The organism is Kitasatospora sp. NPDC057198, assembly GCF_042670125.1.
GTDB lineage: Bacteria > Actinomycetota > Actinomycetes > Streptomycetales > Streptomycetaceae > Kitasatospora.
Genome location: NZ_JBHUWH010000421.1, coordinates 1 through 6,775, shown reverse-complemented (window position 1 = coordinate 6,775; position 6,775 = coordinate 1). Strand labels below are relative to the sequence as shown.

7 protein-coding genes and 5 tRNA genes are annotated in these 6,775 nt (G+C 74.0%); 4 read left to right on the top strand and 8 right to left on the bottom strand.

Translation table 11 applies throughout. From position 1 onward, the window contains the following. On the bottom strand, positions 1-795 hold a 795-nt coding region (locus ACFUEL_RS31990; RefSeq protein WP_380240443.1), incomplete at its 3' end, for a serine/threonine-protein kinase. A gap of 580 nt (positions 796-1,375) precedes the next feature. Here ACFUEL_RS31990 and ACFUEL_RS31985 point away from each other — a divergent pair. After that, on the top strand, positions 1,376-1,552 hold the full coding sequence (locus ACFUEL_RS31985) for a hypothetical protein (RefSeq protein ID WP_380240442.1): 177 nt from the start codon (positions 1,376-1,378) through the stop codon (positions 1,550-1,552). 249 nt (positions 1,553-1,801) lie between these two features. Here ACFUEL_RS31985 and ACFUEL_RS31980 read toward each other — a convergent pair. The 5 genes from ACFUEL_RS31980 to ACFUEL_RS31960 all read right to left on the bottom strand — a co-directional run bounded on the left by ACFUEL_RS31980 (position 1,802) and on the right by ACFUEL_RS31960 (position 2,331). Further along, positions 1,802-1,876: transfer RNA gene (locus ACFUEL_RS31980), tRNA-Val, on the bottom strand. Between the two features lie 36 nt (positions 1,877-1,912). After that, a tRNA-Val gene (locus ACFUEL_RS31975) sits at positions 1,913-1,984 on the bottom strand. Between the two features lie 34 nt (positions 1,985-2,018). Beyond that, a tRNA-Val gene (locus tag ACFUEL_RS31970) sits at positions 2,019-2,090 on the bottom strand. Positions 2,091-2,126: 36 nt separating this feature from the next. Continuing rightward, positions 2,127-2,200: transfer RNA gene (locus ACFUEL_RS31965), tRNA-Cys, on the bottom strand. 58 nt (positions 2,201-2,258) lie between these two features. After that, positions 2,259-2,331, bottom strand: a tRNA-Gly gene (locus ACFUEL_RS31960). A gap of 322 nt (positions 2,332-2,653) precedes the next feature. On the opposite strand from ACFUEL_RS31960, the gene ACFUEL_RS31955 reads away from it, so the two are divergent. The 3 genes from ACFUEL_RS31955 (at position 2,654) to ACFUEL_RS31945 (ending at position 5,578) form a co-directional block, all read left to right on the top strand. Beyond that, positions 2,654-3,697, top strand: a complete 1,044-nt coding sequence (locus ACFUEL_RS31955; protein ID WP_380240445.1) for a chorismate-binding protein — start codon at positions 2,654-2,656, stop codon at positions 3,695-3,697. Further along, positions 3,694-4,512: an aminotransferase class IV gene (locus ACFUEL_RS31950; RefSeq protein ID WP_380240440.1), complete on the top strand. Its 819-nt coding sequence runs from the start codon at positions 3,694-3,696 to the stop codon at positions 4,510-4,512. Before ACFUEL_RS31955 ends, ACFUEL_RS31950 begins: the two co-directional genes overlap by 4 nt. A gap of 223 nt (positions 4,513-4,735) precedes the next feature. Continuing rightward, positions 4,736-5,578 (top strand): GNAT family N-acetyltransferase, encoded by an 843-nt coding sequence (locus tag ACFUEL_RS31945; RefSeq protein WP_380240437.1) that lies wholly within the window; start codon positions 4,736-4,738, stop codon positions 5,576-5,578. 24 nt (positions 5,579-5,602) lie between these two features. Here ACFUEL_RS31945 and ACFUEL_RS31940 read toward each other — a convergent pair whose 3' ends face one another. Together ACFUEL_RS31940 and ACFUEL_RS31935 are read right to left on the bottom strand one after the other, a co-directional pair. Continuing rightward, positions 5,603-6,091 (bottom strand): DsbA family protein, encoded by a 489-nt coding sequence (locus ACFUEL_RS31940; protein WP_380240435.1) that lies wholly within the window; start codon positions 6,089-6,091, stop codon positions 5,603-5,605. A gap of 42 nt (positions 6,092-6,133) precedes the next feature. Continuing rightward, on the bottom strand, positions 6,134-6,709 hold the full coding sequence (locus tag ACFUEL_RS31935; protein ID WP_380240433.1) for a CGNR zinc finger domain-containing protein: 576 nt from the start codon (positions 6,707-6,709) through the stop codon (positions 6,134-6,136). Positions 6,710-6,775 lie beyond the last annotated feature (66 nt).

The following is a 6,775-nucleotide window of genomic DNA, read 5'->3' as shown; positions in this document are numbered from 1 at the left end:
GCGCTCGTGCAGCGCGGCCGCGGGCGGGCGCTCGGACGGCTCCTTGGCCAGGCAGGCGCCCACCAGCGGCGCCAGCACCGGCGGGATGCCGGTCAGGTCCGGCTCCTCGTGCACCACCCGGTACAGCATCACCTCGGAGGAGGCGCCCGACCCGAACGGCGACTCGCCGGTCAGCGCGAACGCCAGCGTCGCCCCGAACGCGAACACGTCGGTGGCGGGCGTGACGGCCGCGCCGCGCACCTGCTCGGGCGCCAGGAAGCCGGGCGAGCCGACCGCGGTGCCGACGTGGGTGAGCGTGGAGGCGCCGCGCGACCAGGCGATGCCGAAGTCGATGATCCGCGGGCCCTTGGGGGAGAGCAGGATGTTCGACGGCTTCAGGTCCCGGTGCACCACCCCGGCCTCGTGCACCTTGACCAGGCCGTCGGCCAGCGCCGAGCCGATCCGCGCCGCGTCCGGCCAGGCCAGCGGCCCCTCCTCGGAGACCTGCTTGTACAGCGACGGGCCGGGCACGTACGCGGTGGCCAGCCAGGGCCGCTCGGTCTCGATGTCGGAGCCGACCACCCGGGCCGTGCAGCCGCCGCGGATCCGCGAGGCGGCGGCGATCTCCCGGGCGAACCGGGTGCGGAACTCGGCGTCCTCGGCCAGCTCGGCCCGGATCAGCTTCAGCGCGACCCGCTGCCCCTTGCGGTCGGAGCCCAGGTACACCACGCCCATCCCGCCGGCGCCCAGCCGCCGGTGCAGCCGGTACGGGCCGACGATGCGGGGGTCCTCACGCCTCAGCCGCATCATTGCCATCTGCCGTACCCGTTCCCGTTCCGTCAGCCTGTGGGGTGAGGCCCCGTCGGATGTGGGGCATCGTCAGACAACTGTCTCGGGACAGCTTACGGACAGGTTGCGGCCCCGCGTCGACACGCAACACGCGAACCGCCGGTCGGATTGTCCGATCAGCGTTCCGCCCTTGCCTCCCGGCCCGCCCGCGACCCGCCCCCAGCGGCGGCGATCCGCACCCGAACCGACCCGCCCGCCCCCGACGCCCCGTCAGAAGCCCGCCGCCGCCCCTGCCGCCCGACCCGGCCCCCGGCCCGGCCACCGCCCGCCCCCAACTGCCCTCCGGGGGCGACCCCGAGGACGGCTCAGGGGTGGTCGTACCCCCGTCTCCGCCTCCAGGAGTACGCCGCCGCGCCGCGCCTCATCCCAGCGGAGGCGAACGGAACGGTACGCGGGCATGACGACCCCGTCGGACCCCCCGCATACGGTTGTCACAAGCGAGGGCGGGCCCGCTCGTCCCCCGAGAGACCGCCCCCGCTGCAAGGCCGCACCACCCGTCCCACCCGTCCCGACCCGCAGCACCAGCCCGGCAGGAGCCCAGCACACCATGGCACCGCTCAGCAGAGCCCTTCGCCGCCGCCACCTCCCCGCCACGGAGACCCGGCACCCGGTCGTCGCACTCGCCATCGTCCTGCCCTGCGCCGTCCTGCTGCTGGCCCTGTTCGGAGCGTGGGACCAACTGGCGACCCAGACCAGAGCGGTCGCCGACCTGATCGGGCGCTGACCCCCCGCATGGGGTAGGGGTCTTCGCCGGCCGGAGCCGCCCTCACCGTCGTGGACGGACAGCGTGAGTGGCACAGGCTGCAGCTCCGGCCCACCGGATGGCCGGGAACGACACGTCGGTGAGGGCGTGCCGTTCCCGGCCACCACTGTTCCCCGCGCCGCCGCTGCCGCCGCTGTCCCGCCCGACCTGCCCGCCATGCCCCGGAAACGCCGAGAGCCGCGGTCCGAAGTGGACCGCGGCTCTCAACCGTGGTGCGCGATACTGGGATTGAACCAGTGACCCCTACCGTGTCAAGGTAGTGCTCTCCCGCTGAGCTAATCGCGCGGGTGCGCCAGGACCCCCGAAGCCGGGAAGCCTGAGTGCGCGATACTGGGATTGAACCAGTGACCCCTACCGTGTCAAGGTAGTGCTCTCCCGCTGAGCTAATCGCGCGGGTCGATCCTGAGGACCGGGATCCGAAGACCAGTGCGCGATACTGGGATTGAACCAGTGACCCCTACCGTGTCAAGGTAGTGCTCTCCCGCTGAGCTAATCGCGCGGGGAGGACCTCCGGTCGAGACCGGACGGCACCTCTTGGAGGTGGAGACGGGATTTGAACCCGTGTACACGGCTTTGCAGGCCGTTGCCTCGCCTCTCGGCCACTCCACCAGGCAACTTCTGAACTACTCGAAACTCCTGGAGAACGATCTTACCCTGTTCCCCATCGAGCGGACGACGAGATTCGAACTCGCGACCCTCACCTTGGCAAGGTGATGCTCTACCAACTGAGCCACGTCCGCCTGTCTGCCCGGTCGGCCCCCGGTTTTCCCGGCTGCGCTCCCTGGCGACGTGTTGAACTCTAGCGGATCCCCGGCCCAGCTGAAAAATCCGTTCCCGCAGCGTGGCGCGGGGGTGGCCGCCGCCCGCCGAACCGCCCCGCCCGGCCCGGACGTTCCACCAGGCCCCCGACCTAGACTTTCCGGTACCGGGGCGATCCCCCGGGGCCCGCCCCGCGCCCGCGCGCGACCGGCGCCCGACACGGCACCGGCAGCGGGCAGCACCGAACATCCGCGCAGGAGAACCGTGTCCGGCCGCACCCCGCCCCCCAGCCCGCACCAGCCGATGGCCCGCTTCGCCGGACGCCTCGCCACCGGGCTGCGCGAAGTCACCCACGACCCGGCCGCCCTCGAACACGGCGGATTCTGGGCCGTCGCCCACGACTTCGAGGGCCGCCTCACCTGCGCCCGCTTCGCCGACGTCCGCCCCGACCCGGCCCCGCCCGCCACCGACCGCTGGCGCGGCCCCGACCCCGCCGCCTGGCACAGCTCCCTCGACGCCGACGCCTACCGCGCCGGAGTCCGCCGCATCCGCGAGCACATCGCCGCCGGCGAGGTCTACCAGGCCAACCTCTGCCGGGTGCTGAGCGCCCCCCTGCCCGACCCCGACCGCACCGACGTCGACGCCCTCACCGGCCTGCTCGCCGCCCACAACCCCGCACCGTACGCGGGAACGATCCGCCTCCCCGAGCACGGCGTCGAGATCGCCACCGCCTCCCCCGAGCTCTACCTCGCCCGCCGCGGCCGCACCGTCCGCTCCGGCCCGATCAAGGGCACCGGACGCACCGAGCACGACCTGCTCGACAAGGACCACGCCGAGAACGTGATGATCGTCGACCTGGTCCGCAACGACCTCGGCCGGGTCTGCGGGACCGGCACCGTCACCGTCCCCGACCTGTGTGCCGTCGAGAAGCACCCCGGCCTGGTCCACCTCGTCTCCACCGTCGAGGGCACCCTGCGCCCCGGAGCCGGCTGGGCCGACCTGTTCGCCGCCACCTTCCCGCCCGGCTCCGTCACCGGCGCCCCCAAGAGCAGCGCCCTGCGCATCATCCGCAGCCTGGAAACCGCCCCCCGCGGCCCCTACTGCGGAGCCGTCGGCTGGGTCGACGCCGACCGCGGCGAAGCCGAACTCGCCGTCGGCATCCGCTCGTTCTGGATCGAACGCCCGGAGAACGGCACCCCCGTGCTCAAGTTCGGCACCGGCGCCGGAATCACCTGGGACTCCGACCCCGACCGCGAATGGCGGGAGACCGAACTCAAAGCCGCCCGGCTGGTGGCGATAGCCTCCACCGGCACCCCCGAAGCCCCCGAAGGAGCACCCCGCCGATGATCTGGGTCAACGGAACCCTCACCGCCGAGGACGACGCCGCACTCTCCGTCCTCGACCACGGACTCACCGTCGGCGACGGCGTCTTCGAAACCGTCAAGACCGAACACGGCGAACCCTTCGCCCTCACCCGCCACCTCGACCGCCTCACCCGCTCCGCCCGCGGCCTCGGCCTGCCCGACCCCGACCACGACCTGGTCCGCGAAGCCTGCGCCGCCGTCCTCGCCGCCAAGCCGCTGCCGCTCGGCCGCCTGCGCGTCACCTACACCGGCGGCACCTCCCCGCTCGGCTCCGAACGCGGCACCGCCGGCCCCAGCCTGATCGCCGCCCTCGGCAGCGCGAACCCCCGCCCCGAGACCACCTCGGTCGTCACCGTCCCCTGGCGCCGCAACGAACACTCCGCCGTCGCCGGCCTCAAGACCACCTCCTACGCCGAGAACGTCGTCGCCCTCGCCGCCGCCCACCGCGCCGGCGCCAGCGAGGCCCTCTTCGCCAACACCGCGGGCCACCTCTGCGAAGGCACGGGCTCCAACGTCTTCCTCGTCCTCGACGGCCGCCTCCTCACCCCCACCCTCGCCTCCGGCTGCCTCGCCGGCATCACCCGCCACCTCGTCCTCGACTGGACCGGCGCCGAAGAGACCGACCTCCCCCTCGAAGCCCTCGCCGAAGCCGAAGAGGTCTTCCTGACCTCCACCCTCCGCGACGTCCAGGCCGTCACCCGCATCGACGGCCGCGAACTTCCGGGCGTCGGCCCGGTCACCCGCAAGGCGATGGAGGTCTTCGCCGAGCGCGCCGCGCAGGACCGCGACCCGGTCTGAGCGGGAACCGGCTGCGCCGGGGCGGGGCGGGGCGGGGGTGGGGAGCCGTTTGCCCGCATCGACGACCGCGAACTTCCGGGCGTCGGCCCGGTCACCCGCAAGGCGATGGAGGTCTTCGCCGAGCGTGCCGCGCAGGACCGCGACCCGGTCTGAGCGGGGACCGGCCGCTGTGCCGGGGCGGGGCGGGGATAGAAGAGTGTCCGGGGCGGGAAAGGGAGACGGCATGACCACCACGTTGCGGCCCGACGGGCCGGAGGAGGCGGGCGTCGGCGGGGGGCGGACGCAGCGCTGGCACATCATGGTGAACGGGCGGCGGGTGGGTGGGCTGCGGACCAACGGCTGGGCCCGCAGCGGGCGGTACCCGGGGGAGATCTGCGAGTTGGAGGTCGCCGAACCGGACCGCCGCCGCGGGCGCGGCACCGTCGCCGTGCTGGCCGCCGAGGAGGTGCTCCGGTACTGGGGGTGCGCCCGGTCGCAGGTCACCGTCCCGGTCGAAGCCCCCGTCGCCCTCCGCCTCGCGCAGGCCCTCGGGTACACCGAGCAGATGCGCAACCTCGCCAAGCAGCTCGACCGCGTACCGCCGCCGCCGGCGGGGCTGACGGACCGCCCGGTCACCGCCGAGGAGTTCCCGGCCTGGCAGCAGGCCGCCGTCGCCCGGTACCGCGGGGAGCTGACCGCCGCGGGCCTCCACCCCGAGGAGGCCGCCGCCCGCGCCGAGAGCGACCACCGCCGCGCCCTCCCGGTCGGCCTCGCCACCGTCGGCACCGTGCTGCGCCACCTGCTCGACGCCGACGGCAACGTCCTCGGCACGATCTGGGTCACCCTCCACCAGGGCCTGCTGCCCGACGGCAGCCCGCTGGCCTGGGTGATGCTGGTGGAGGTCGCCCCCGAGCACCGCGGCCGGGGCCACGGCCGCACCCTGATGCTGATCGCCGAACGCGAGTGCCTGCGGGCCGGCGTCCGCCACCTCGGCCTGAACGTGTTCCGCGACAACGCGGTGGCGATCGGCCTGTACGAGTCGCTCGGCTACCGGACCACCCGGTACCTGCTCAGCAAGCCGCTCTGACCCGCCCGGCCCCGGTTCAGCCGTTCAGCCGTTCAGCAGCTCGACGATCCGCTCCCGCAGCCCGTCCTGCGACTTCCCGCCGTCCAGCCGCTTCCCGGCCACCACGTACGTCGGCGTGCCCGTGACCCCGATCGCCCGGCCCTCGGCCACGTCCGCGTCGACCCACAGCATGTGCCGGCCGTCGACCAGCGCGGTGTCCACCTCGTCCGCGTCCACGCCGACCGACCCGGCGATCTCCACCAGCACCGGCGCCCCGCCCCGCGCGACGTCCTCCAGGCGGGCCAGCACGGCCTCCGCGAACTCCCAGCCGCGCCCCTGCTCGAACGCCTCCGCCGCCGCCTCGGCCGCCGGGTACGCGTGCTTGTGCTTCTCCAGCGGGAAGTGCCGCAGCTCGACGGTCAGCGCGGCACCGAACCGCTCCCGCAGCGCCCGGACGTCGTCCAGCGCGGTACGGCAGTCGGGGCACAGCAGGTCGCACCAGAACTCGACACGGGGCAGCGAGGAATCACTCATGCCGCCAAGTCTCCCAGGTCGGGAGCGCCCCGCCGACCGCGCTCAGCGGCCGGTGGCCGGCACCGCCTCCGCCGAGCGCTGCCGGGCCCGGTACGCCGCGACGTGCAGCCGGTTGCCGCAGGTGCGGCTGTCGCAGTAGCGGCGCGAACGGTTGCGGGACAGGTCGACGAACACCCGGGCGCAGCCCGGCGCCTCGCACCGGCGCAGCCGCTCCAGCTCGCCGGCCATCACGATGAACGCCAGCGCCATGCCCAGTTCGGCGGCCAGGTGCCGGCCGACCGCGGCGTGCGGGGCGAAGTAGTGGATGTGCCAGCCGTGGTGGTCGTGGTTGGTCAGTCGGGGCGTGGTGCCGGCCTCGGCGACCACCGCGTTCACCAGCTCCGCGGCCCGCTCGACCGAACCGGCCGAGAACACCTCGCGCAGCCGGGTGCGCAGCTCGTGCACCGCGGCCAGGTCCGCCGGACCGAGCGAGTCGATCTCGCTGATCTCCTGCCGGACCACGAACGCGCTCAGCGCCGCCACGTCGGGCAGCAGCTCGCTGCCGCACGCCTCCGGCGCCGTGTTCAGCAGCTCCACCAGGATGCTCAGCGCGCACTCGGTGTCATGGGTGATCAGCACGTGGGGGCTCCTCACGCGGCGCCGGCCCCGGGGCCGGCGCGTCGGTCATCGCGCGCCGACTCTACC

Excerpts from the sequence above, each read along its gene's own strand:
- ACFUEL_RS31985 (WP_380240442.1), top strand. The coding sequence starts at position 1,376 with ATGGCACCGCTCAGCAGAGCCCTTCGCCGCCGCCACCTCCCCGCCACG.
- ACFUEL_RS31955 (WP_380240445.1), top strand. The coding sequence starts at position 2,654 with ATGGCCCGCTTCGCCGGACGCCTCGCCACCGGGCTGCGCGAAGTCACC.
- ACFUEL_RS31950 (WP_380240440.1), top strand. The coding sequence starts at position 3,694 with ATGATCTGGGTCAACGGAACCCTCACCGCCGAGGACGACGCCGCACTC.
- ACFUEL_RS31945 (WP_380240437.1), top strand. The coding sequence starts at position 4,736 with ATGACCACCACGTTGCGGCCCGACGGGCCGGAGGAGGCGGGCGTCGGC.
- ACFUEL_RS31940 (WP_380240435.1), bottom strand. The coding sequence starts at position 6,091 with ATGAGTGATTCCTCGCTGCCCCGTGTCGAGTTCTGGTGCGACCTGCTG.